We start from the raw sequence: 24,154 nt of genomic DNA on the forward strand, positions 1-24,154 counted from the left end.
ATATTATTTCCAGTTACGATGGAATTTGTTTTTACAAAATTTACGCCGATTATTCCAATTCATCAGGCAATTCCATTAATTTTATTATTTGTGGCAATGCTATCTAGTGAATTTTTATATTTAAATTTTACTGATGAAATAGAATATGGCAGTTTAGATATCATGTTAATTAGTCCAATCGCAAAATCAAAAATATTTTTTCTCAAAAGTTTTTGTCCATTAATGATCACTATTTTTATTGTCTTAATATCAGCGATTGTTCATGATGGTTTTGTTTATGCTTTTAATATCATAAGTATTGAAATTTTCAATTACTCTAATTTATTGATGATGTTAGTTGCTATAATTTTTTCATTGTTTGGAGAATGGCTTTGTTTATTACTAATCAGTGAATATAATAACAATAATCATACTATTGCTATGATCATTACTTATGTAATTGTAATTGGTTTATTTTATCTTCAAAATCATCTGCATTTATTTTGGTTTACGATGATTGTTTTGGTTAGTATATGTGGATATTATGCAATTATCTTAAAATTTTTAAAATTAAAAGATAAAAATAGTGTGAATAAATTATATTTAAAAAATTGTTTTGCAAATAAGAAAATATCATTTTTTAAAGCTGAGTTTTTAAGAATATTATGTGAACTAAGAAAGATAAGATATTTATATTTAAAAACAGCGATTCTTTTTATAATGCCAATTTTGTATTTATCAAAATTTCCTAATAATTTATGGGGATTATGGATGGTATTATTTATAATTATTTCTATCTTTATTAATAAAATTGTATTTTCAGCTTACTTTAGTGATATTTCAAATAAAATTTATATTGTTCACTATGTAGCTGATCAAAAAAGCAAACGATATTTTAATGTAAATATACTATTATTAGGTTTAATACTGACAGCAATAATTATTTTAGATTTAAAACTTGGACAATTATTGTTGAGTATTGTTATTACATCTAAACTATATTTTCTACTTGTTGTTAGTGTTTTGGTGAATTTGTTAATTTGTTTACTGTCATTGAATTTAATTAATAACAGTAAAGATTATAAGATCATAAATTTTATTTACTCAATAATATCATTTTTGATTCATTACATCATTTTTATATATTAACTAAAAGTAGTATTTAATAGCTATTAATAATTTCATAATAACGCTTTGTAAAAGAACAGATAACTGTAGTGGTTATGACTATTCTTTTTGGAAACAGTTGACTATCGGTATTGGTTTACTAATTATCGAAAGTCTTTTTTATTTTGATGATAATGTTTTTTGACATCAATATATATATAGTTTTATTTTAGAATATGATATGATTTGAGTGAATAAATGTAGATAATATATTATTGAAAATTGATACAATTTAAAAGTTATATTTGCCAAAATACAACAAATTATATGATTCTATTTATTAGTATAGTCATATACTTGACAAACAGGAGTACTATTTCATAAATGAAAAAGAAAGATGGGATTGATATGTGTGTATTTAATGAGTTAAGAAAAAAGTATAATTATTTTAATGACATTTTATGATCTGGATAGAATTGAAAACATTGCTATAGAAGTTAGAGAAATGTTTGATTTAAAAGAGATTCCAACTCAAATTGCTAATATAATTGATCGAGTAGGAATAAAAATATTCAGCCTTGAAATGCCCGATAATTTATCTGGAAGAATTGGGATAAAAAAAGAGTTTGAAGAAATATTTGGTAGTAAAAAGATATTGTAAATCAATTCAAAAGATAATCGGGGACATCAACGTTTTACAATGGCTCATGAATTAGGACATTATATTTTTGATTATGATGGTTATAATGATTACGCAGATGCTTATAGTTTAGAAGAAGAAAATATAAAAGCACCTGGAGAAAAACGTGTTAATAGATTTGCAGCAGCACTATTAATGCCACGAAATAATTTTATTGATAAATATAAGGCGCGTAAAATTTTAGGGATAGATGATATTGAAATTTGTAAATCTTTGGCAAAAGAATTTGATGTTTCAGAAACTGCTGTTTCCAAAAGAATAGTTGAATTAGATTTATAATAAATATGTGTAAGAATAATATTGATAGAACCAATAATATATTTCAGGATATAATTAAATCTACACAATATCAAAATGATTTTAAAGAAATTAATCCTATAAAATATGATAAGAAGTATCGAAATGTTCGAAATAATTTATTTGATATTAATGACATAGATAATTTTTAGTGCAAAAGACTATCAGTGTGATAGTCTTTTTGCTTAAACAATTTTATAAATGTTTACTGATTTGGAATATTTTCTACCAATTGGTATTTTAATATTATTAATTGTAAAAAGATAATTACTTTTGATCATTGATATTTTATCAAGATTTACGATGAAAGATTTATGACATTGAAGATAACCTTGGCCTAAGATCTTTTTGATCTTTTTTAAAGGACATCTTAATGTATAATCAGCTATCAATGTATGAATCACAAGATAATTTCTAAATGATTCAATATAAATGATATTTTCTTTTTTGATCAAGTAGGTTATTTTACCGTTTTTAAAATAAATCGTATTTAGATTTTCTAATATCTTAGTTTTATTTTCAATGATTATTTGATCTAGTTCTTGATAAAGATCAATGTATTTAACATAGTAATCAATCAAATCATGATAGATTAAATCACTATTAGTTACATTAATTAAAATAAATCTTTTAGGGTTAGCTTTAAGTTTTTTGATATTTGAATGATCATCAAAAATGATTAAATCATAGCTTTGCTGCTTATCTAAAGTAGTTGAAATACAGATTTGGTGATTTAACTTTTTTTCTAGCTGTTTAAAAAATGATAAATTAACTTCAAGATTTAATAACCATAATATTTTAATCATTGAAATCACCTGCTTCTAATTTTTTTAAATGATCATATAAAGAAATTTTGTTCTCTTTCAAAGTAGCGATAATTTGATAATTATCAATAATTTTAATTTGTTCTTTTTCTAGTAAACTAATTCCTTCTAGATATTTATCTTTATTAGCTGGTAATAATGAATCAAAGATTATTTCATCACCAGAATTAAGATGAATCTTAAATAATACTAGATAGCCTTCATTGTATAAATATGGTGTAGCTGTTTTTTTGTAGCTAATAGAAATATTAGCTATACTTGAATAATTAATTATTTGCATTCCTTTTTTAAATAATAAATAATACCATTTATCAATTATTCCATTTGGTTCAACGATTACAATAGCTTTATCAGTTAAATACCATTTAGGAGTAAAAACTAATGGAACTGAAATAAAAATGAAATAAGCTAATCCTAGTAAAATAATAATTATTTCATTAATAAAATTAAAATAAATAAGAAAAAGTTTGATACTAAGTAAATAAAAGCTAAAGTAAATCATGATCAAGATAATCTTACCAACTATAGAATGATTATCTTTTTTTAATTTATATCGATATTTCATTTAAACCACCTTCTTTACCCTTATTATATCTTGTATTTAATAATTTAACTATTAGGCTGGGACAAACGACAGTTTTAAGTGACGAAAATGACAAATATTGTCGATTAAAATGTTATAATTTACATAAGATATCCACAAGTTGTTTTTATAATATAAATAGAAGGTGATCATGATGTATAAGATCTTGTTGATTGAAGATGATTTTGATATTAAAAATATCATTACGACTTATTTTCAAAAAAGAGAAATAACGGTAGTAGCAGCTAGTGATGGTTATCGTGGTTTACAGCTTTTAAATGATGAAATTGATTTAGTATTATTAGATATTATGATGCCAGGAATTGATGGTTATGAAGTATGTAAACAAATTAGACAGAACTTACAATGTCCAATTGTTTTTATTAGTGCTTTAAGTGAAGAGGAAAATCAGTTAAAGGCTTTTGAATATGGCGGTGATGATTATATTACTAAACCATTTATTTTATCGATTTTATACGCTAAATGTTTAGCGATTTGTAAACGACAAAATGGTCTTGAAAGGGAAATCAAAGTATTTCATCATTTAAAGATCGATTATTTAAACTATCAGGTTTTTATTGATGATATGCAATTAAAATTAACCCATAAAGAATATTTGTTGTTGGAGTTTTTAACCAAAAACCCATATCGGGTTTTAGAAAGAGAACAAATATTAAATGCTATTTGGGGTTATGATTATTTTGGCGATACTAGAGCAGTAGATACTTATATTAAAAGAATTCGTAAGAAATTAGGTAAGTATAGTTTTTATATTCAAACAGTATTTAAGATTGGTTATTTGTTTAAGGATAGTGATGAATGTGAAAAGTAAAATTAGTATCAAGATATTTTTACTATTAATGGTATCTTTTTTAGTTATTTTAGCGGTTTCGACAAAAATAAATCTCCAAAATCAAATCAATTTACAAAAAAATAATCATTTAAATACTGTGTTTAATCATAATCAATTTGATGAGCTGAAAGAAAAAATTAATTATGATAGTCAACCTACCTATCAAGAGGTAATTACGCAAATTGAAAAGCTTGATCAAATTGGTGATAACAACTTTTATCAATGTATCATTGATAAAAATAACCAAATAATAAAATGGTATAGTAAAAGCCCATATCAAGATAATTATCTTTGTCTTGATGAAAAATATTATTCTTTAGATAAACTGTCATTAAAACAGAGAACTAGTTTACGTGGTTATTTAATCAAACAGCAACAAGACATCCAATATTCAATTCCGGGAATGGTTGAAATTGAATATAGTGAAAATGAAAATGAGTTAGTTTATTTAAAATGGGATGATAATAGTTATGGTAAAAAACAAGGTAATTTAAAAAATGCCAAGATGGTTAGTGATTATTGTATTGATGGTCTAAAAATGATTCAGAGTAATTATGATTATAATGTATTTTTAAATGATTTAAATGATGTAAAGACGGTTATTAAAAATATCAACAGTTATGGTCAAGAAATTATGTGGCTCCAGTCAAGTAATGAGATGGATTATTATATTAGTATGTTACGCTTAACTAATCTAGAAGATCAAGCTCTTTATGCTTTGATGATTTCCGTTGAAAAACAAGATACAATCACTAGTTATATTACTGACGCTTATTTAGATGATAATTTAGGATTATATTTAGTTGCTTTTATTATTGTTGTTTTTATTTCGATGTTATCAGCATTTTCAATTAGTAAACCAATTAAAAAAATCGAACAGGCAGCATTAAAAATTAAAGATAATTATTTTGATGTGCCATTAGAGATTAATCGTCATGATGAAATTGGCAGTTTAGCAAACAGTATTAATGCCATGGCTAAACAGCTTAAAGAAACTGTTGAGCAGTTAAATCAAGAAATTAAACAAGTAAAAAAATTAGAAAATTTACGGACAAATTTCATTAATCAGTTTACTCATGAAATGAAAACTCCAATCAGTATTGTAAGTGGATATAGTGAATTAATTAGTGAAACTGAAAATGAACAAGATAAATTAAAATATCTAAATATCATTAATCGGGAAATTCAAAGAATTAATCAGTTAGTGGAATCGATGTTATCTCTTTCAAGGTTAGAAGCTAAAAAAGTACAACTAAATATCCAAACATGGAATTTAGAAGATAGCGTAAGAGAAATTATTGATGAATATGATGTTTTATTTATGAAAAAAGACATTACCGTAAGTCTGGAAATAAAAGATGTAATGATCAAGGCAGATAAAAAATTAATTGAAACGGTAATTCATAATTTTTTATCTAATGCTTTAAAACATACAGAGGCAAAGGGTAAAATAATTATTTATCTTGATCATGGTCTTGCAGTTTATAATAGCGGTTCTTTGATTCCAGAGGAACAAATTAATGATATTTGGTATAGTTTTGTAACTCATGACTATCAAGGCAGTGGTCTAGGTTTAGCAATTTGCAAGTCGATCTTAGAATTACATCATTTTGATTATGGCGTAAAAAACTGCCAAGATGGGGTTAAGTTTTATTTTAAGACGAAAAATAAATAAAAAAAACTGTACTCCTTTAAAATACTCTAGTAAAATATAAATAAGAGAGATTATATGAAAATGGAGGTAATTTAAATGAGTTTTCCAAGTGATTTTTTATGGGGTGGTGCTGTTGCCGCTAATCAATGTGAAGGTGCTTATCTAGAAGATGGTAAGAAATTAAGTGTTCCCGATATGCTTCTAGGTGGTGATGTTAATACACCAAGAACATTCTTACCAAAAATCGATCCAGATGCTTTCTATCCTAGCCATGAAGCCGTTGATTTTTATCATCATTACAAAGAAGATATCGCTATGTTTGCGGAAATGGGATGGAATGTGTTTAGACTTTCAATCAACTGGGGTAGAATTTTCCCTAATGGTGATGATGAAGAACCTAATGAAGCCGGACTTGCTTTCTATGACAAAGTATTTGATGAATGTCATAAACATGGAATGGAACCATTAGTAACATTATGTCATTATGAAATTCCATGGAATATTGTCACAAAATATAATGGTTTTAGTGATCGTAGAGTAATTGATTTATTCGTTAAATATGCAACTACATGCTTTAAACGTTACAAAGATAAAGTTAAATATTGGTTAACTTTCAATGAAATCAATATTGCCTGCATGGGTGAAGGTGGAATTGGAAACTTATACGGTTTAGGAATCATGGATCCTGATGATGTTAATGCTGATCATCGTATTCCGCTTACTGAATTAAAATCAAATGAACAAGTTACATTTGAAGCATTACATAATGAATTTGTTGCCAGTGCTTTAGCCGTTAAAGCAGGACATGAAATCAATCCTGATTTTATGATTGGAAACATGATTGCTCATGTAACTGTTTATCCATTAACACCAAATCCAAAAGACATTTTAGCTACTTATGATGAAAATGATTTCAAAAACAATTTCTGTGGTGACGTTCAAGTGCGTGGAGAATATCCAGCTTATATGAACCGTTATTTTAAAGAACATGGAATTGATACATCATTTATCAGCGAGGAAGATAAAAAGATCTTAAAAGAAGGAACAGTAGACTTCTATACATTCTCTTATTATCAATCAAACTGTATTACAGTTAATAAAGATGCTGAATTGACAGCTGGAAATATGACAGTTGGAGCTAAAAATCCATATCTAGAAGCAAGTGACTGGGGTTGGCAAATTGACCCTGATGGATTACGTTATACCTTGAAGATGTTAAATGGACGTTATCCTCATACACCACTAATGATCGTTGAAAATGGATTAGGAGCTTATGATAAAGTAGAAGAAGACGGGTCAATTCATGATGATTATCGAATTGCTTACTTAAGACCACATATCAAAGCAATGGGTGAAGCAATCGAAGATGGTGTACCACTAATTGGTTATACAACATGGGGACCAATTGACTTAGTATCAGCTGGTACTGGACAATATGCAAAACGTTATGGATTTGTTTATGTTGACCGTCATGATGATGGAACTGGTGATTTTTCAAGAAAGAGAAAAGATTCATTCTACTGGTATAAAAAAGTTATCGCATCTAATGGAGAAGATTTAGATTAAAACGCAGGTTATTCCTGCGTTTTGCTTTTGTTATGCTTTTTAACTATGGTAGAAATAAAAAATAAGTATTAGACAGAATCTAAAAATCGGATTATGATAGTGGTGTCAATAAGGAAAAGAAAGAAGTGATATTATGAAAATAGAAAATCAAACTTTTGATCAAGAACGCGCTTTATATGGAATTCATGATAGTGAAGTGATAAATTGTACTTTTGCTGGTGAAGCAGATGGTGAATCACCATTTAAGGAAACGCATGATATTGTCGTTGATAATTGTTATTTAGAATTAAGATATCCTTTCTGGCATGTAAATCACGCTAGTATCTTAAATGTTGAAATGACAGAATTATGTCGTGCTGCTTTATGGTATGATAATGATATTACAATTGAAAATAGTTTATTACATGGAATCAAAGCAGTTAGAGAGTGTCAAAATATTACAATTAAAAATTGTGATCTTATTTCACCGGAATTTGGCTGGATGTCTAGTAATTTAAAAATTGAAAATAGTAGTTTAACAGGTGAATATCCGTTTTTAAATAGCAAACAGATTGAACTTGATCATTTTAAATTAAATGGTAAATATTCATTCCAGTATGTAGAAAATATGGTAATTAAAGATTCATATTTAGATACTAAAGATGCTTTTTGGCATAGTAAAAATGTAACAGTATATGATAGTGTTTTAAAAGGTGAATATTTAGCCTGGTATAGTGAAAATTTAAAATTAGTGCGTTGTAAGATCATTGGCACACAGCCATTATGTTATGCTAAAGGATTGGTTTTAGAAGATTGTGAAATGATCGATACTGATTTAAGCTTTGAAAAAAGTGAAGTTAAGGCTAATATTAAAGGGAATATTGTTAGTGTAAAAAATCCTGATAGTGGTTATATTTATGCTGACAGTATTGGTGAAATTGTATTAGATCAAAAAACTAAATGCAAAATTCAAACTAATTCATATGTAAATTACAATAATGATTGTAAAAATTGTTGTACTTGTAATTAAGATGGAACGTTGCTCCATCTTTTTTTGTAGTAAAATAAATGTTAAAATTAAAGAATAAGCGAGGTGATTTGATGGAAATTAGAGTGTTGAAATATTTTTTAGCGGTAGCTAGAGAAGGGAATATTACTAAAGCAGCCGAGATTTTACATATTACCCAGCCAACTTTAAGTCGCCAGTTAATGCAGCTTGAAGATGAATTGGGAGCCGCTTTATTTATTCGCGGCAAACGAAAAATTGTTTTAACCGATACGGGAATGTTGCTTAGAAGAAGGGCGGAAGAAATTGTATCATTATCGCAAAAAACAGAATTAGAAATCAGTAATCAGGAAAATCAGGTAGCGGGAGAAATTGTTATTGCCTGTGGTTTAATTGAAGCAGCGATTACCATGGGAAAATATATCAAAAAATTTAAAGAAAATTATCCTGATGTGAAATTTACGTTACAAAATGGTAATAGTAGTCATATCATTGAAGCAATTGATAATGGTTTGGTCGATATTGGTTTTGTGATTGAACCGATTGATTTAGAAAAATTAAATTTTTTAAAAATGAATAAATTGGAAACATGGGGCTTATTAATGAAAAAAGATTCCTTGCTGGCAAGCAAAGAATATATCACTGTCGAAGATTTACTAGATATTCCTTTGATTAATACTGCACGGATTGAAACTCAAAATCAGCTAAAAAAATGGATTGGCAGTGATTATGATAAACTGAATTTTGTTGCTACTTCGGAATTAACGACTACAGCTTCTATTTTAGTTGATAATGATATTGGTTATGCTCTGGTAATTGAAGGGGCAACTAATATATCAGTTAATCAAAATTTATGTTTTCGTCCATTTTATCCTAAAATGACAACTACGGCATTAGTTGTTTGGAAAAAATATCAGTCATTAAGTTATGCAGTATCAAAATTTATTGATTTTGTTGCTCGTGAGATTAAGGAAAAAAGATAAATAGACTTTGAATTTATCCAAATTTTTGACTTATTTTCTTGTGGATTGCAAATTATGATGATAAAAAGGCAATAATTTTTAAATAATTAATAAAATTTTTTTTACTTTTTGAATATTTATGTTAGAATAGTGGACGTGTCCTGCTCTAATTTAAAAATTAAAAGTGGTTTGACCAAGAGAGTGTTAAGTAGTTTTTTTGGTAATTTATTAATTATAAATCAAAAGATAACTAAGACAGGATTTGAAAGCGTTAACATTTTTTTAATGAAAAGCTAATCTTATTATGATATAATGATTCTATCTTAGATAAGGGGGAGTGACACATGCTCGATGATTTTTTGATTCACGTATTTCATAAAGGAAATACCTTAGAAGCGTACAAAGTATTTGGTGCTCATTTAGAGACTAATAACCATAAAAGGGGTGTCCGCTTCACCGTTTATGCACCTAATGCACGAAGTGTGCAGGTCATAGGTGATTTTAATGATTGGGATGGAAGCAATCATTATATGGAAAGATACACCGATGGCGGTATTTGGACATTATTTATTCCTGGGGTTAAAGAAAAAGCTTTATATAAATATCGGATTGAAACCCAAAACTTTGCAACTGTAGACCGTGCTGATCCTTATGCTTTTTATAGTGAGCTAAGACCAGGAACAGCTTCACGAGTTTACAATATTGAAAATTTCCGCTGGTCGGATAAACGCTGGCTTAATGCCAGAACGAAGAATTTCGATAAGCCAATGAATATATATGAGGCTAATATCGGTTCTTGGAAAATGAAAAAAGATTTTACTGATGAAGAAGATGGTGAATTTTATACTTATGAAGAAATGATTGATTTGCTCATTCCTTATTTAGTAGAAAATCACTATACTCATTTAGAACTAATGCCACTAACCGAATTCCCATTTGATGGATCTTGGGGTTATCAGGCTACTGGTTATTTTAGTGTAACTAGTCGTTATGGAGAACCTAAAGGATTAATGAAATTTATCAATGCCTGCCATAAAGCGGGAATTGGTGTAATCATGGATTTTGTTCCTGCTCATTTTGTTAAAGATGGACATGGATTATATCAGTTTGATGGTGGTTTTGTCTATGACTATCCTGATATCAATCGTCGCTATACAGAATGGGATAGTGCTTACTTTGATGTTGGTCGTGAAGAAGTACGCAGCTTTTTAATGAGTAGCGTGGGCTTTTTTGCGGAATATTTCCATGTTGATGGAATTCGTTTTGATGCCGTAAGTAATTTGATTTACTGGAAAGGTAATAAAGAAGCTGGCTTAAATGATGGGGCGGTAGAATTTATGCGCCGCATGAATAATCATATGAAAGGTTATCATCCAGGGGTTATGCTGATTGCTGAAGATTCAAGTGATTTTAACGGTGTAACCAAGGCACCTGAAGTTGGTGGTTTAGGATTTGATTATAAATGGGATCTTGGCTGGATGAATGATACTTTGAAATATATGAAACTTGATCCGGTTTATCGTCAAAGTGATCATAATTTGATAACTTTTTCAATGGCATATTTTTATAGCGAAAACTTTATTTTGCCATTCTCTCATGATGAAGTAGTTCATAGTAAAGGAACTATCGTTGATAAGATCTGGGGTACTCATGAACAAAAATTTGCACAATTGAAAACATTGTATGTGTATATGATGATTCATCCAGGTAAAAAATTAAACTTCATGGGTAATGAATTAGGTGAATATAAAGAATGGGATGAAAAAGTAGCTTTAGGATGGAATATTTTAAAATATCCAATTCATGATTCATTCCATCGCTTTATGATCAAATTAAATGAAATTTATAAAGATCATTTATGTATGTATGAACAAGATTATGGTATGAATGGTTTTGAATGGCTAGTAGTTGATGATCGAGCTCAAAGCGTCTTTGCGATTGAAAGAAAAGGCACTGATGGCAGCTCATTGATTGCTGTAATGAACTTTACTGCCAATAAACATGAAGGTTATATGATTCCAGTTAATAAACCGGGAACATATAAAGAAATTATTAATAGTGATACCGATATTTATACTGGAAGCAATTTCACTAATAAACGAGCTATTAGAGCTAAAAAAGGTCAAACTTTAAATAAAGAATATTATATACCAGTTAATATTGCTCCTTTTGGCAGCATGATATTTGAATACAAAGCACCAAAATAAAACTGGTAATTATTAAAGAGGAGATAATATGTTTAAAAACAAAGAAGAATTTAAATTTGAGTTTTCACGTAGAATTATTGAATCATATGGACGAACAGTTGAAGAAAGTCATATTACTGAACGTTTCTTAGTTTTAGAAACAATGGTTCGTGACTATGCTTCAGTTAACTGGGCAACTAGTAAAGCTATGATTCGTAACAATTGTCAAAAACAAATGCATTATTTTTCAATGGAATTTTTAATGGGGCGTCTTTTAGTAAACAACATGATGAATCTTGGTATTTATCAAATTGCTAAAGAGGGATTAGCAGAATATGGAATTAATATTCATGATCTAGAAGAATTAGAAACGGATGCCGGATTAGGTAATGGTGGTTTAGGTCGTTTAGCTGCCTGCTTTATGGATTCTTTAGCATCATTAAAATATCCTGGTCATGGTCATACAATTCGTTATGAATATGGTTTATTTAAACAAAAAATTGAAAATGGATACCAAATCGAATTACCTGATCAATGGATGCAAACTGGATTTAACTGGGAAGTTAGAAAACCAAAACATCGCGTTCCAGTTAAATTCTTTGGAAAAATTGTCTTTAACGAAAGAACTGGAAAATATGAACACGTTGATGCTGAAGAAGTATTTGCCGTTCCTTATGATGTACCAATCGTAGGTAATGATACTGCAACAACTAATACATTACGTTTATGGTCAGCTGAAGCTAGTGATAACATTCCAGCTAATCAAAACTTTAGACAATATGTTCAAAATGTTCGTGATATTTGCCAAATGCTTTATCCAGATGATTCAACACCAGCTGGAAAAACATTAAGATTAAAACAAGAATATTTCTTTACTTGTGCTGGTTTAGCATCAATTGTTAAAGCTCATTTAAGACAATATCCAAGTTTAAGTAATTTCCATGAAAAAATTGTTATTCAATTAAATGATACTCATCCAGTTTTGGCAATTCCAGAATTAATGAGAATTTTAATTGATGAACATAACTTTGAATGGGATGATGCTTGGGATATTACAACACAAACATTTGCTTATACAAACCATACGATCTTAGCTGAAGCTATGGAAACTTGGCCAATTGATTTAATGAAATCATTATTGCCACGTATTTATCAAATCATTGAAGAAATTCATCGTCGTTTTATCGGTTACGCTAAAATGGTTAGTGATCATGATGAAGAATTAGTAAATCGAGTAATGATTTTACGTGATGGTACTGTATATATGGCAAGACTTGCAATCGTGGGAAGCTTTAGTGTTAATGGGGTAGCTAAATTACACTCTGATATTTTAGCACAACGTGAATTGAAAGATTTTGCTTTATTATATCCAAATAAATTCAACAATAAAACAAATGGGGTAACGCATCGTCGCTGGTTAGCATACTGTAATCCTGAATTATCAGCTTTAATTAGTGAATATATCGGTGATGACTGGATCAAACATCCTGAAAAATTAGAAGATTTAATGGATCATGTTGATGATAAAACTTTACAAAAACGTTTCATGAAAGTAAAACGTCAAAGAAAACAAATCTTAGCTGATTACATTAAAGAACATAATGGTATTGAAGTTGATGTTGATAGTATCTTTGATATTCAAGTAAAACGTCTTCATGCCTATAAACGTCAATTATTAAATGTATTACACATCATTGATTTATACTTTAGAATGAAAGATAATCCTGATTATCGCATTGAACCAAGAACATTTATTTTTGGTGCTAAGGCAGCCAGTGGATATTATTTTGCAAAGAAAATTATTAAATTAATTAATAGTGTTGGTGATGTTGTTAATAACGATCCTGAAACTAATGAATACTTAAAAGTAGTATTCTTAGAAAACTATGGAGTAACGCTTGCAGAAAAAATCATGCCAGCTGCTGATGTTTCTGAACAAATTTCAACTGCTGGTAAAGAAGCTAGTGGTACTGGTAATATGAAATTCATGATGAACGGGGCAATTACTTTAGGTACTTTAGATGGTGCTAACGTTGAAATTGCGCAATTAGTCGGTGATGAAAACTGCGTTATCTTCGGTTTAAAAGATGATGAAGTTAAAGAATTACGTAATAGCGGTACTTATAATGCTTGGGATTATTATAATAATAATCCAAGAATTAGAAGAGTTATCGATAGTTTAATGGATGGAACATTTATTGAAAACCGTGAAGAATTCAGAGTTATTTTTGAAGAATTAATGAACAAAAATGATGAATACTTTGTTTTCGCTGATTATGAAGCATATTGCCAAACACAAAGAAGAATTCGTAAGTTACGTCAAGATCCAAGCTGCTGGGCTAGAGCATGCTTAGTTAACATTGCTAAAAGCGGCTTCTTCTCATCAGACCGTACAATCCAACAATATGTTGATGATATTTGGCACTTAGAAAAACTTAAATTCTAAATATCTTACTTGTAAAGAAGAAATCTTTAATAGGTTTCTTCTTTATTTTGGTATAATACTTATAAAATAAACAGAAAGGAGAATATAAAGTATTTTTGCTTTATAATAATAACGCTATGAATAAAGCATTTGCAAGTGATATTGATGGAACTTTGTTTTTTCCAAAGTTGATTCCACCAGTTAAAGAAAGTGATCTTGAAGCTATTAAAAAATATCAAAACAGTAATTTTTTATTTGGACTTTGCAGTGGCCGTCCTTATTGTGGGGTAGTTAATGAATTTGATGATCAAATCAAACCTGATTTTTATATTATTTCTAGTGGAGCATTGATCTTAGATAAAAATAAACAAGTAATTTATGAACGTAAAATCATTTTTAAATATATTCAGGAAATATATGAAGAATATTGCAATCAGGCAATAGTCATTGTCCAAACTGCAAATCCTAATGGTGTTTATAAATCACAAAAAGAATTCGAAAATGAACATAATGTAATAATTATTAAAGATATTAAGCAGTTAAAAGATGAAAAGATTTATGGGATATCATTAGTATTTAAAGATGATCAAACAGCTTATGAAAAGAATTGCTTAATTAATAAAAAATATTCTCAATTAATAGGATTTCAAAATACAAATTCAATTGATATTGTCATGAAAGAATGTTCAAAAGGAAATGCTTTAAAAATAATTCAAAAAGAATACCAAATTTTAAAAATGGCGGGAATTGGTGATTCTTATAATGATCTGTCGATGCTGGAAAATGTCGATGTTTCATTTACTTTTAATGATGCACCACAAGAATTAAAGGATAAAACAGATTATTGGGTAAATAGTGTTAGTGAAGCTTTAAAAATATTTGCATTAGTGGAATAAAAATTAAAAATATTGTTTAAAACAAGTTTGGTGACAGGTATTATCTTAGATAATTATTTCGTTTAAAAAAGTTATTTATGATTATTTATATTATATTAAGATAATATTAAAAAATACTAAAATAACGTCATTTTACGTCATTGCCTTATTGCAAATGATAAGATATAATGTTGTCGAGGTAAGAGGGTGAATATCATGGAAAATAGTGCAATTAGAATGATCGCTAAAATGGTTTTAGCAAACAAAATAGAAGTATTACTTGTAAGACAATATTATGGAGGGAATTCGGATAAGTTTTATTTGCGGAATGTTAGAACTGGTGAACTCCAAGAAATCAAAATTTCCGGTAAATATGAAGAAGAAGTATATATGCATTATTTTTTTGATGATGTCAAAATTGATTTTTCACAAGTCTATCAGGTAGTTGATGCTTACGGCTTAACAGAAACTTTACAATATACCCAGCTAGTTAATGATCCTGAGTTTATGAAAGCAAATTATTATGGTGGCGATGATTTGGGTAGTCGTTATTATCCTGATTATACTAGTTTTAAAGTATGGGCACCAACAGCTTTGCAAGTTAAAGTTTTAATCAATAAAGATCATGAAACATTAAGTCATGAAATGAAACGAACGGAAAAGGGTGTTTTTAGCTTACTTTTACCAGGTGACTATGATAATTGTGAATATTTGTATCAAGTAAGACATCATGATAGTTTTATTAATGCTTTAGATCCGTATGCATATAGTTCTTCAGCTAATGGAAGAGCGAGTATTATCATTGATTTGAATAAATGTAATCTTGATTTAAATCGTAGTTATTTAAAACCGTTAAAACAAAAAACGGATGCTATAATTTATGAACTTAGTGTTCGTGATTTTACTATGTATGAAAATTGTAAAAGCAATTATAAGGGGAAATTTTTTGGGGTAAGTGAAGTCGGTTTGATTACTAAGCATAATAATAGTGCCGGTTTAGATTATTTAAGTGAACTAGGAATTACGCATGTACAATTATTGCCGATTTTTGATTTTGCGACAGTTGATGAAAATAATCCAGAATTATTATATAATTGGGGCTATGATCCAGCACAGTATAATGTGCCTGAAGGAAGCTATTGTTTAGATCCTAATGATGGTTATAGTCGGGTTTTAGAGTGTAAAAAAATGATTTCTAAATTACATCGTCGTGGTTTAAGAGTAATCATGGATGTAGTTTATAATCATATGTATGATGTTAATGCTAGTGCTTTTGAGCGCATTGTACCAGGTTATTATTTCCGTAAAAACATGGATGGGACTTTATCAAACGGTTCTTGGTGTGGTAATGATCTTGATAGCTGTAAAATGATGGTTCGTAAATATATTATTGATATGTCAAGACGGTGGCAAAGTTTTTATGGTATTGATGGTTATCGTTTTGATTTAATGGGAATCATTGATATTGAAACAATTAATACTGTTTATCAGATTTGCCATGAGTACGATTCATCTTTTATGGTTTATGGTGAAGGCTGGAATATGCCTACTAATTTACCAGATGATAAAAAAGCGATGCAGTATAATCATTACAAAATGCCTAATATTAGTTTCTTTAATGATGAATTTAGAGAAGTTATCAAAGGGGGCAGCAGTGATGGTGTCTTGGTTAATAAAGGTTTTGTTACTGGTAATTTGTATGAAACTGAACGAGCTCGTAATTGTATTTTAGGCTGCAATCGTTATACTACGCCGGATCAATCAATCAATTATGTTGAATGCCATGATAATGCGACTGTTTTTGATAAATTATATATCTCTAATGTTGAAGAAGGTTTAAACGGAATTTTAAATCGCCAAAAGAATTTAACGATCGTCACCTTGCTGTCACAAGGGATTCCGTTCATTCATGCTGGACAGGAATTTTATCGGACTAAAGGGGGAATTGGTAATAGTTACAATTCACCTGATAATATTAACTGTATTAATTGGGATTTTCGAGATATTTATAAAGATGATATTAATGATATTAAAAAAATCATTAAATTACGTAAAGAAAATAAATGTTTCCGTTATGCAACGGTTAAAGAAATTGAAGAAAACGTTAAGGTTGAAAATATCGACTTTAAAATGTTAAAATATACCCTAAAACAAGATGAAGGGAAATATCGTGAATTTGTAATCTATATTAATCCATCTAGTTTTACTTTCGATTATAGTGAAACTGATTATCAGTTGCTTTATGGATTGATTACAAATAAACAAATAGGAGCTAAAACAGTTGTTATTTTAGCTAAATAAAGGAGATTTAAAATTGAAATTAATTGTAGGTTTAGGAAATCCAGGTAAAGAATATGCTTTAACACGCCATAATTGTGGATTTATGGTTATTGATGCTTTGGCCGATAAGTTTAATGTTAGTGTTGAACAAAAGAAATTTAAAAGCTTATATGTTAAGTTTAAATATCAAGGTGAAGATATCATTTTATTAAAGCCACAAACTTTTATGAATTTATCTGGTGAAGCAGTAATTGCAGCGATGAACTTTTTTAAGATCGACATTGATGATGTATTAGTAATTTATGATGATCTAGATATGCCAGTAGGTAAATTACGACTACGCAAAAGTGGTAGTGCTGGTGGTCATAATGGAATCAAAAATATTATTGCCCATTTATCATCAAATAATTTTAAACGAATTAGAGTTGGAATCGATCGTCATCCCTATATACCAGTAGTCGATTATGTTTTATCAAAGTTTACTAAAGAAGAATCATCTATGATCAATCAGGGGATTGAAAATGCTCGTGATGCAGTATTAGATTATTTAGACCATGATTTTGATTATGCGATGAATCGTTATAATTAGAGGAAAGTATGAAAAAGATAGATGAAATATTAAAGAATAATCCAGCTTTTAAAGCTGTTTTAAAAGGACAAGGAAATATCGTCGTTAATGATGTTAACGATGAGGCACTATTAATAACTAGTGCCTTTTTGCATTTACAAAAAAATATTGTTGTTATTAAGGCAAATCAGTATGAAGCTAATCTATTATATCAGCAGTTAGCTTTGATCAATGAAGAAGATAGTTTATATTTTCCGGTTGATGAATCTTATCGGATTGAAGCTTTAGCTTCTTCACCAGAATTATTAGGACAACGAATCGATGCTTTATATCGCCTTACTTTAAATAAACCGAAGATCTTGATTACCCATGGTCAGGCTTTGGTTCGTTATTTACCTAAAAAACAATTATTTTTAAATAACTGTTTAGAGTTGAAAGTAGGACAGCAGTTAGATATTTATCAGTTGCAAAAACAATTAATCCAGGCTGGATATCAACATACGATGCGAGTTGATCAGCCGTTTTATTATTCTAAACGTGGTGGCGTAATTGATGTTTTTTCAATTCAAAATGAAAATCCGGTTCGAATCGAATTCTTTGATGATGAAATCGACAGTATTCGCTACTATGATCAAAATAGTCAAAGAACGATTGAAGCAGTCAGCCAGGTAACTATTATCCCTGCTAGTGATATTTTATATGATGATAATGAGGTTGTAGCGGTATTAAGCAAGATCAATGATTTACGTGATCAACAGTATGAAGAACTTGATGAAATCTATCAAGATGACTATTTAAGTAAAGTTGCTGTTGATCAGGAAAGTCTACGTAATCATGACACTAGTTTTAATATGTATAGCTATTTTAATTTATTTAAACAAACGGCTAGTTTATTAGATTATCTTGATGATCCATTGATCATTCAGGTAAATCGTCCAGAAATTGAAATTGCTTATAAACATTATTTAGAAGAAAACTTTTATTATTATCAAGAATTAAGCAGTATGGGTAAAAGTGTTAAAGGATTGAATTTATTTAGTGATCTTTATAAAATAATTGATCAGCCAGCCGTTTATTTTAATCCATTCACTAAAACTGATCAGGATATTTTCTTTAATGCCCGGTTAGTTATGCTTGATAATAATGATGAAAAGATGTTAATTCATCAAATTCGTGATTATTTAAAAACCGCTAAAGTTTTATTAGCTTTAGATGATGAACACCAGGTCAAACTGATGTGTGATTTATTTGATCGCCATGAAATGTTATATACTTTAGTTGGGATCAAGGATGATTTATATCCGGGATTAAATATAGGTATTTATCGTTTAAATGCGGGAATTGAATTAGTTGATGAAAAACTAGTAATCATTAGTGCTAATGAGTTATTTAAAACACGTAATTTAAATAAACCAAAATATTTAAAGTATAAAAATGCTAAAGTTATTAAAGATTATCAAGAGTTAAATGTCGGTGACTATGTTGTACATGATAATCATGGAATTGGACAATATCTGGGAATTAAGACCTTAGAAGTCCAAGGTTTTCATAAAGATTATTTATATGTTGCTTATGCTGGTAACGATACTTTATATATCCCTGTTGAACAGTTTAAGATGATCCGTAAATATTCCGGAGTTGAAGGAAAAGTTCCAAAACTTAATAAACTTGGAACATCAAACTGGCAAAAAGCTAAGGCTAAAGCTAGAAATAAAGTTGATGATATTGCTGAAAGATTAATTGAAATCTATGCGGCAAGAATTAATCAGCCTGGTTTTGCTTTTCCGCCTGATGATAAGCTGCAATTAGATTTTGAAAATGATTTTGGTTACGAATTAACACCCGATCAGGCTCGTTCAGTAGCTGAAATTAAAGCGGATATGGAAAAACCACAGCCAATGGATCGTTTATTATGTGGCGATGTTGGTTTTGGAAAAACGGAAGTAGCTTTACGAGCTGCCTTTAAAGCCATTGAAGCCAATAAGCAGGTTGCTTTTTTATGTCCAACAACTATTTTATCCATGCAACATTATAAAACGATGGAAGAAAGGTTTAAAAACTTCCCTATTAATATTGCTTTATTGAATCGTTTTACTACCACTAAAGCTAAAAAGCAAATCTTAGCTGATTTAAAAGAAGGAAAGATTGATTTATTAGTTGGAACTCATCGAATCTTGTCTAAAGATGTTGTTTTTAAAGATATTGGATTATTATGTATTGATTAAGAACAACGTTTTTTAGTTCGTCAAAAAGAAAAACTCAAAGAATATCGAAAAACAATCGATGTTTTAACTTTAAGTGCTACCCCAATTCCAAGAACATTACAAATGTCATTAATGGGAATTAGGGGATTATCGCAAATTGAAACTCCGCCTAAAAACCGTCAGCCGGTGCAAACTTATGTAGTTGGTAAAAACAATGTGTTAATTAAACAAATCATTGAACGTGAATTAGCTCGTGATGGTCAAGTTTTCTATTTATATAACCAAACTAATCAAATTGCCAATGTGGCTTATAATATTTCTTTAAATGTGCCTAACGCTAAAGTAGCGATTGGTCATGGGCAAATGGATAAAAATGAACTCGAAGATGTGATGATGCGTTTTGTCAACAAGGAATTTAATGTTTTAGTATGTACAACAATTATTGAAACTGGAATTGACATTCCTAACGCCAATACAATTATTGTTGAAAATGCCGATCGTTTTGGGTTAAGTCAGTTATACCAGATCAAAGGTCGAGTAGGCCGCAGTAGTCGTGGGGCTTATGCATATTTATTATATAATCCTTCAAAAATTTTAAATGAAGAAGCCAGCAAACGCCTTAAAGCAATTAAAGAGTTTACCGAATTAGGTAGTGGTTATAAAATTGCTATGCGTGATCTAGCAATTCGTGGTGCTGGTGATATTTTAGGAGGAACCCAGTCAGGCTTTATCGACACTATTGGTTTTGAAATGTATATGAAGATCTTACAAGATGCCATTGATGAAAAAATGGGTAAAGTAACTAATGAAAAAGAAATTAAAGCTGTTAATGTCAAAGTTGACGGTTATATTCCTCATGATTATGTTTCTAGTGACATTGAAAAATTAGAATTATATCAGCGTTTAGATCAGGTTACTTCAATTAATGCAATTGATCATTTAAAATCAGAATTTATTGATTATTATGGAAAATTACCAGATGAAGTAGCTATGTTGATTGAAAAGCGAAAGTTAGATATTTTAGCTGCTAGTTCAATTGTTGATGACATTAGTGAAGTCAAAGATAAAATTGAAGTTACTTTTACTAAACAATATAGCCAGGAGTTAAAAGGAGAACAGTTATTTGAATTAGTTAATCGCTTATTTACCCGCCCAGGATTTAAACAGTCTGGAGGTCAAATCAAGCTGATTTTACCAAAATCTGATCAATGGTTAGAAAGAATTAATCAGTTGATCACAACTTTAAATGAGGCGTAAGCCTCTTTTTGTTTGCTTTCCTAACAAAAAATGAACATTGTTCATTGATTTTCTTTAGTTAATTATTTTATAATGATTAAAGAGGTGGCTATGATGAATAAAAATGAACTTAGAAAACAAGAGATTATGGAAACGGCAATGGAATTATTTAAAGAAAAGGGCTATAAACAAACATCAATGCGCGATATCGCTAAAAAAATGAATGTTTCTTTGGGATTGTGTTATCGCTATTTTGATTCTAAGCAGATTATTTTTAATAGTGCAATAGATATATATATACAAAAATGCTGCGAAGATTTTTTAAAGATTTTAAATGATGATAAGCTGCTACTTAAAGAAAAAATTGATTATCTATATTCAAGTATAGTTGATGATCATGATAAATTTGTTTATCATAATTTCTTTCATCAAATTGAAAATCAGGCGTTTCATCAAGAACTATCAATAAAACTTTGTCAGTTTATTTATCCTCATCTTTTAAAAACCGTTAAACAGGCTATTGATCAAGAAAATTTGAAAATTGAAGATCCGGAAATTTTAGTAAGTTTTATTGTTTATGGGCATTTAGATATTTTATCTTGTCATGATGTAAATCATCATCAAGCTGCATCAAGATTAAAAGAATATGTTTATAAATTAATTGATCTATAAATCCCTGAAAGCAGGGATTTAAATATATTAAAAAAATGAACAATGTTCATTTACGGAGGCAAGTATGAATAAAAAGGAACAAACATTAAAAACATTTAATCGACAGGCAAAAGTTTATGATCATAGTATGTTTAGTAAACACGCTAAAAAATTATATCCTAAAATATTGGATACCGTTATTAAAACTGATAGTTTGGAAATACTAGATTTAGGCTGTGGTACTGGTGAATTAATGAAACTATTATTAGAGAATAATGATCGCTATCAGCTTACGGGAATTGATCTGTCTTCGAAGATGATTGAAATAGCTAATGAAAAGTTAGCCAATCGAGTTAAATTAGTTATTGGTGATAGTGAAAATTTACCCTTTGATGATAATAGCTTTGATTTAGTTTATTGTAATGATTCGTTTCATCATTATGTAGAAGTAGAGCAGGTTATCAAAGAAATTAGCCGGGTTTTAAAAAAAGATGGTTATTTGATCATTGGTGATCTTTATCAAACAGCGCTTATTAGAAAGATATTTAATTTTTTATTACGATTTAATAATGAAGGCGATGTTCATGTTTATAGTAAAAAAGAAATGATTAGTTTATTAAGACCGCATTTTAAGCAAATTGAATTTGAAAGAATAGGACATGATGGGTTTATGGTTAAAGGAGTAGTAATTAAATAATGAAAGATTATACCAGACGAAAATATTTGCGTACGATATACCAGTTGGCACTGTCAAAAAAAGAAGTTAGACAAATTGATCTAGCCTTAACTTTAGGCTATGCTCGTTCAAGTGTTTCCTTAGCAGTTAAATATTTGCATCAGCAGGGATTGATTAATATTGATGGGAAGAATTTATCTTTAACAATGCAAGGCAAGCAGGAAGCTAAGTTAAGTTATCAGCAGTATTTAAAAACGTTGGCATTTGTTTTAAAACTAGGCTATGATAACTATCAGGCAAATGAATATGTAAGAATAATGGAAGAGTACTTTGATTATGATTTTATTAATTCATTAATAGAAAAACAAGAATAAACGAGTTTTTCGTTTATTCTTGAGCATAATTATTAACAATCGTTTCAAAATCTAAACCAATTTTAAATCCTAGAGTAAAATAATCATCAATACAGTTTTGGAATGCTTCAAAATTATAACAATCATTAATTTTTAAAGCACTATGATAAACTTTGATTAATTGATTACTAATAGTAGTCGGATCATTGATTTCCTGATAGTTTTTAACATTATCAACATGTAATTCAAAACCAATCGACATTAACATGTGTAATCCAGAAATATAACATTCCAGTAAATCTTTATTGTCAGTTGAAGAATTATCCCAAAAGCTAAAAATATGGGCTTCTTCACCAACTTTACCTAATTCACAAAGAAATGCTAGAACTTTAGCTTCCACTTTATCTTTGTTTAAAACAGCATGATCAGGATTACTAGCAAGTTTTAATTCATTGGTTACATGCTGGTGATATATTTTATTAATTTCATTCATTAATTTTCACCTCTTACTAGTATTATACTCCTTTTTATGTCCTTTTCATTAATTTTATTCAATATAATCATCACGAAGATGAACTTTAGTATATTGATTATTAGTGAGATCCTGGATGATATCTAAAAAAGTAATATTTTTTAAATAACATTCATAACTTACCTGATCTAAATATTCTTTATTGATGCATTCAATTTGATGAACTTTTAATAAATGTTCAAATTTTTTAGTATATGAATAACCAATGGTTATTTTATATAGGGGTACTAAATGTTTTTCAACAATATCAGCAACTTTTAAAGCATCGGCGACACTTTGGCGATAAGCTCGCGTTAAACCGCCAGCTCCTAATTTAATTCCCCCAAAATAGCGAGTAACAATAGCAATGATATTAGATAACTCATTTTTTTCTAATACATCTAACATCGGCACTCCCGCTGTTTTGCTTGGTTCACCATCATCATAAGCTCTTTTAGCATTATTTACGATATAAGCAACGCAGTTATGAGTAGCATCATGATAAATTTGTTTATATTCATTAATAATTTGATCAACCTGACTTTCATCGTTACAAGGTATCAAAGTACAAATAAATTCTGATTTTTTGATTACCAGACGATTAACGGTTATTTTACGTACTGATTTCATCTAATCCCTCATTTCTTTATTATCATAACATATTACTGGTAAAAAGTTG

Annotated in this window: 22 protein-coding genes; 18 read left to right on the forward strand and 4 right to left on the reverse strand. The window is 29.0% G+C overall.

The genetic code is table 11. The features are described from left to right. The 3 genes from J7M77_RS00695 to J7M77_RS00705 form a co-directional block, all read left to right on the forward strand. A partial coding sequence (locus J7M77_RS00695; RefSeq protein WP_296875014.1) for a hypothetical protein occupies positions 1–1,128 on the forward strand: 1,128 nt, incomplete at its 5' end. A gap of 463 nt (positions 1,129–1,591) precedes the next feature. Next, on the forward strand, positions 1,592–1,747 hold the full coding sequence (locus tag J7M77_RS00700; protein WP_296875016.1) for a hypothetical protein: 156 nt from the start codon (positions 1,592–1,594) through the stop codon (positions 1,745–1,747). Between the two features lie 39 nt (positions 1,748–1,786). Further along, complete coding sequence (locus J7M77_RS00705; RefSeq protein WP_296875018.1) at positions 1,787–2,065, forward strand: ImmA/IrrE family metallo-endopeptidase; 279 nt, start codon at positions 1,787–1,789, stop codon at positions 2,063–2,065. Between the two features lie 203 nt (positions 2,066–2,268). Here J7M77_RS00705 and J7M77_RS00710 read toward each other — a convergent pair whose 3' ends face one another. Both J7M77_RS00710 and J7M77_RS00715 read right to left on the reverse strand, forming a co-directional pair. After that, positions 2,269–2,889, reverse strand: a complete 621-nt coding sequence (locus tag J7M77_RS00710; protein ID WP_296875020.1) for a LytTR family DNA-binding domain-containing protein — start codon at positions 2,887–2,889, stop codon at positions 2,269–2,271. Next, complete coding sequence (locus J7M77_RS00715) at positions 2,882–3,472, reverse strand: hypothetical protein (RefSeq protein ID WP_296875022.1); 591 nt, start codon at positions 3,470–3,472, stop codon at positions 2,882–2,884. The genes J7M77_RS00710 and J7M77_RS00715 overlap by 8 nt, the downstream gene beginning before the upstream one ends. 172 nt (positions 3,473–3,644) lie before the next feature. Here J7M77_RS00715 and J7M77_RS00720 point away from each other — a divergent pair, with 172 nt between their 5' ends. The 15 genes from J7M77_RS00720 (at position 3,645) to J7M77_RS00790 (ending at position 22,985) form a co-directional block, all read left to right on the forward strand. After that, on the forward strand, positions 3,645–4,322 hold the full coding sequence (locus J7M77_RS00720; RefSeq protein WP_296875023.1) for a response regulator transcription factor: 678 nt from the start codon (positions 3,645–3,647) through the stop codon (positions 4,320–4,322). Further along, entirely contained in the window at positions 4,312–6,018 is a 1,707-nt protein-coding gene (locus J7M77_RS00725; protein ID WP_296875025.1) for a cell wall metabolism sensor histidine kinase WalK, read from the forward strand. Before J7M77_RS00720 ends, J7M77_RS00725 begins: the two co-directional genes overlap by 11 nt. 75 nt (positions 6,019–6,093) lie before the next feature. Continuing rightward, the gene (locus tag J7M77_RS00730) at positions 6,094–7,563 is read left to right on the forward strand and encodes a glycoside hydrolase family 1 protein (protein WP_296875027.1); all 1,470 of its coding nucleotides are present in this window, start codon (positions 6,094–6,096) and stop codon (positions 7,561–7,563) included. Between the two features lie 133 nt (positions 7,564–7,696). Further along, entirely contained in the window at positions 7,697–8,572 is an 876-nt protein-coding gene (locus tag J7M77_RS00735) for a DUF3737 family protein (RefSeq protein ID WP_296875029.1), read from the forward strand. Positions 8,573–8,643: 71 nt separating this feature from the next. Continuing rightward, positions 8,644–9,531 (forward strand): LysR family transcriptional regulator, encoded by an 888-nt coding sequence (locus J7M77_RS00740; protein ID WP_296875031.1) that lies wholly within the window; start codon positions 8,644–8,646, stop codon positions 9,529–9,531. A 323-nt stretch (positions 9,532–9,854) separates the two neighbouring features. Continuing rightward, entirely contained in the window at positions 9,855–11,717 is a 1,863-nt protein-coding gene (glgB, locus tag J7M77_RS00745) for a 1,4-alpha-glucan branching protein GlgB (protein WP_296875033.1), read from the forward strand. 28 nt (positions 11,718–11,745) lie between these two features. Continuing rightward, positions 11,746–14,142: a glycogen/starch/alpha-glucan phosphorylase gene (locus J7M77_RS00750; RefSeq protein WP_296875034.1), complete on the forward strand. Its 2,397-nt coding sequence runs from the start codon at positions 11,746–11,748 to the stop codon at positions 14,140–14,142. 95 nt (positions 14,143–14,237) lie between these two features. Beyond that, complete coding sequence (locus tag J7M77_RS00755) at positions 14,238–15,017, forward strand: HAD-IIB family hydrolase (RefSeq protein WP_296875035.1); 780 nt, start codon at positions 14,238–14,240, stop codon at positions 15,015–15,017. A gap of 195 nt (positions 15,018–15,212) precedes the next feature. Further along, entirely contained in the window at positions 15,213–17,297 is a 2,085-nt protein-coding gene (pulA, locus tag J7M77_RS00760) for a type I pullulanase (RefSeq protein WP_296875037.1), read from the forward strand. Positions 17,298–17,310: 13 nt separating this feature from the next. Beyond that, positions 17,311–17,865, forward strand: a complete 555-nt coding sequence (gene pth, locus J7M77_RS00765) for an aminoacyl-tRNA hydrolase (protein ID WP_296875039.1) — start codon at positions 17,311–17,313, stop codon at positions 17,863–17,865. Between the two features lie 8 nt (positions 17,866–17,873). After that, on the forward strand, positions 17,874–20,069 hold the full coding sequence (locus J7M77_RS00770) for a CarD family transcriptional regulator (RefSeq protein WP_296875040.1): 2,196 nt from the start codon (positions 17,874–17,876) through the stop codon (positions 20,067–20,069). A gap of 102 nt (positions 20,070–20,171) precedes the next feature. Continuing rightward, a complete protein-coding gene (locus J7M77_RS00775) occupies positions 20,172–21,305 on the forward strand; it encodes a TRCF domain-containing protein (protein WP_296875041.1) in 1,134 nt (377 codons plus the stop codon). Positions 21,306–21,398: 93 nt separating this feature from the next. Further along, positions 21,399–21,956: a TetR/AcrR family transcriptional regulator gene (locus J7M77_RS00780; protein ID WP_296875042.1), complete on the forward strand. Its 558-nt coding sequence runs from the start codon at positions 21,399–21,401 to the stop codon at positions 21,954–21,956. 64 nt (positions 21,957–22,020) lie between these two features. Beyond that, positions 22,021–22,632 (forward strand): class I SAM-dependent methyltransferase, encoded by a 612-nt coding sequence (locus J7M77_RS00785; protein WP_296875044.1) that lies wholly within the window; start codon positions 22,021–22,023, stop codon positions 22,630–22,632. Further along, entirely contained in the window at positions 22,632–22,985 is a 354-nt protein-coding gene (locus tag J7M77_RS00790; RefSeq protein ID WP_296875045.1) for a hypothetical protein, read from the forward strand. Before J7M77_RS00785 ends, J7M77_RS00790 begins: the two co-directional genes overlap by 1 nt. Positions 22,986–22,998: 13 nt before the next feature. Here J7M77_RS00790 and J7M77_RS00795 read toward each other — a convergent pair whose 3' ends face one another. Both J7M77_RS00795 and J7M77_RS00800 read right to left on the reverse strand, forming a co-directional pair. Then, the gene (locus J7M77_RS00795; protein WP_296875046.1) at positions 22,999–23,457 is read right to left on the reverse strand and encodes a dUTP diphosphatase; all 459 of its coding nucleotides are present in this window, start codon (positions 23,455–23,457) and stop codon (positions 22,999–23,001) included. A gap of 54 nt (positions 23,458–23,511) precedes the next feature. Beyond that, positions 23,512–24,105: a YigZ family protein gene (locus tag J7M77_RS00800; protein WP_296875048.1), complete on the reverse strand. Its 594-nt coding sequence runs from the start codon at positions 24,103–24,105 to the stop codon at positions 23,512–23,514. Positions 24,106–24,154: the final 49 nt, after the last annotated feature.

Source organism: Thomasclavelia sp. (genome assembly GCF_017889095.1).
Classification (GTDB): Bacteria; Bacillota_I; Bacilli_A; order Erysipelotrichales; family Coprobacillaceae; genus Thomasclavelia.

Excerpts from the sequence above, each read along its gene's own strand:
- J7M77_RS00790 (WP_296875045.1), top strand. The coding sequence starts at position 22,632 with ATGAAAGATTATACCAGACGAAAATATTTGCGTACGATATACCAGTTG.
- J7M77_RS00800 (WP_296875048.1), bottom strand. The coding sequence starts at position 24,105 with ATGAAATCAGTACGTAAAATAACCGTTAATCGTCTGGTAATCAAAAAA.
- J7M77_RS00785 (WP_296875044.1), top strand. The coding sequence starts at position 22,021 with ATGAATAAAAAGGAACAAACATTAAAAACATTTAATCGACAGGCAAAA.
- J7M77_RS00750 (WP_296875034.1), top strand. The coding sequence starts at position 11,746 with ATGTTTAAAAACAAAGAAGAATTTAAATTTGAGTTTTCACGTAGAATT.
- J7M77_RS00700 (WP_296875016.1), top strand. The coding sequence starts at position 1,592 with ATGTTTGATTTAAAAGAGATTCCAACTCAAATTGCTAATATAATTGAT.
- J7M77_RS00770 (WP_296875040.1), top strand. The coding sequence starts at position 17,874 with ATGAAAAAGATAGATGAAATATTAAAGAATAATCCAGCTTTTAAAGCT.
- J7M77_RS00780 (WP_296875042.1), top strand. The coding sequence starts at position 21,399 with ATGAATAAAAATGAACTTAGAAAACAAGAGATTATGGAAACGGCAATG.
- J7M77_RS00740 (WP_296875031.1), top strand. The coding sequence starts at position 8,644 with ATGGAAATTAGAGTGTTGAAATATTTTTTAGCGGTAGCTAGAGAAGGG.
- J7M77_RS00710 (WP_296875020.1), bottom strand. The coding sequence starts at position 2,889 with ATGATTAAAATATTATGGTTATTAAATCTTGAAGTTAATTTATCATTT.
- J7M77_RS00720 (WP_296875023.1), top strand. The coding sequence starts at position 3,645 with ATGTATAAGATCTTGTTGATTGAAGATGATTTTGATATTAAAAATATC.
- J7M77_RS00775 (WP_296875041.1), top strand. The coding sequence starts at position 20,172 with ATGTCATTAATGGGAATTAGGGGATTATCGCAAATTGAAACTCCGCCT.
- J7M77_RS00735 (WP_296875029.1), top strand. The coding sequence starts at position 7,697 with ATGAAAATAGAAAATCAAACTTTTGATCAAGAACGCGCTTTATATGGA.
- J7M77_RS00715 (WP_296875022.1), bottom strand. The coding sequence starts at position 3,472 with ATGAAATATCGATATAAATTAAAAAAAGATAATCATTCTATAGTTGGT.
- J7M77_RS00705 (WP_296875018.1), top strand. The coding sequence starts at position 1,787 with ATGGCTCATGAATTAGGACATTATATTTTTGATTATGATGGTTATAAT.
- J7M77_RS00730 (WP_296875027.1), top strand. The coding sequence starts at position 6,094 with ATGAGTTTTCCAAGTGATTTTTTATGGGGTGGTGCTGTTGCCGCTAAT.
- J7M77_RS00795 (WP_296875046.1), bottom strand. The coding sequence starts at position 23,457 with ATGAATGAAATTAATAAAATATATCACCAGCATGTAACCAATGAATTA.
- pulA (WP_296875037.1), top strand. The coding sequence starts at position 15,213 with ATGGAAAATAGTGCAATTAGAATGATCGCTAAAATGGTTTTAGCAAAC.
- glgB (WP_296875033.1), top strand. The coding sequence starts at position 9,855 with ATGCTCGATGATTTTTTGATTCACGTATTTCATAAAGGAAATACCTTA.